A 1373-nucleotide genomic window follows, 5' to 3' on the forward strand; every position below is an offset into this window, starting at 1 on the left:
ACACAAAATAAGTGAAGCAAAACTAAATTATCAAGAGGCACATTATCGTGAACTGATGACAAAGGCCATGCCCGAATACCCTGATATTAATGATTTAGCGAAACGGAATTTAGCAGCGATTGGAGAAATGTATAAATGAATTCAATAATGAGTACAAATTATCAGCAACTACAGCAAAACTTAGAGTATTTAAAATTAAAGCAAATGGGCATCCATTTGAATGAAGTCATCGACTTTAGCATTAAAAATGAGCTTTCTTTTATCGATACACTTATTAAATTAACAAACTATGAAATCGATGTACGTGAGCAAAATATGATTCATGCGATGGTGAAAGTCGCTGCATTTCCACATTTAAAGGAAATAAAGGATTTTAATTTTGATTTCCAACCAAGTATTAACCAGCAACAAATACTCGATTTTCAGAGTCTTCGTTTTATCGAAGAAAATGAGAATATTGTATTCCTTGGTCCAAGTGGTGTCGGCAAGACCCATCTGGCCACAGCAATAGGCATAACTGCAGCTAAAAAGCGAACAAGCACCTATTTTATGAAGTGCCATGACTTAATTCAGAATCTGAAAAAAGCCCGCTTAGAAAACCGGTTAGAGAGCCGTTTAAAGCATTATACGAAATATAAATTACTAATCATTGATGAGATTGGTTATTTACCAATCGATCCAGAGGATGCGAAGCTGTTTTTCCAGCTCATTGATGCCCGTTATGAAAAACGTAGCACGATTTTCACAACGAATGTGAACTTCAAATCATGGGATGAAATTTTCCCTGAACCGAAGTTAGCGAATGCGATTTTAGATCGTATTTTACATCACGCAAGCGTTGTCACAATCGTCGGTGATTCATACCGATTAAAGCATCATTTAACCTCGGAAAACGAGTAATTTTGTACATCCTTAAACGAGCAAAAATGTACATATTGGTGTTGACATTTATAATAAACATAAATTACTATATTTTTCTATATATTTTTTTGTCATAGTTACCTCTATTCTGCACTAAAGTTTCATAGGGCTCTACGTTAGAATAGCCTTCTAATTAATAAAAATGGACAAAGATGATTATTAACATATCTGTGAAAATATACATTAACCAGCACTAGATTTGGCCACATGGTAAGAATCTAGTTTTTTTATTGATGAAAAAATTCTTGAGTTATTGCAATATTCTCTATTTTTCGCAAAGAAAAGGGCCGTTTTTGAAGAAATATGGAAATAGCATTTACAAAATAAAATTAAATGTGTTAACTTAAAAGCTGTAAACAGTTAACTTAAAAAGAGGGGGAGGTTAACGATGCAACATTTTTGGGTTGTTGGGACGGATACAGATGTCGGTAAAACGGTTATCACTACATTAC

At 33.6% G+C, this 1373-nt stretch carries 1 protein-coding gene; it reads left to right on the forward strand.

Annotated elements, in window-relative coordinates; genetic code table 11:
• The first annotated feature begins 147 nt into the window (after positions 1–147).
• A complete protein-coding gene (gene istB, locus AC1DJN_RS21955) occupies positions 148–900 on the forward strand; it encodes an IS21-like element helper ATPase IstB (RefSeq protein ID WP_477353687.1) in 753 nt (250 codons plus the stop codon).
• Positions 901–1373 lie beyond the last annotated feature (473 nt).

Source organism: Stenotrophomonas sp. 05L414_2 (assembly GCF_056397905.1).

Bases quoted from the DNA above. Each gene is read 5' to 3' on its own strand.
- istB (WP_477353687.1), top strand. From the start codon at position 148: ATGAGTACAAATTATCAGCAACTACAGCAAAACTTAGAGTATTTAAAA.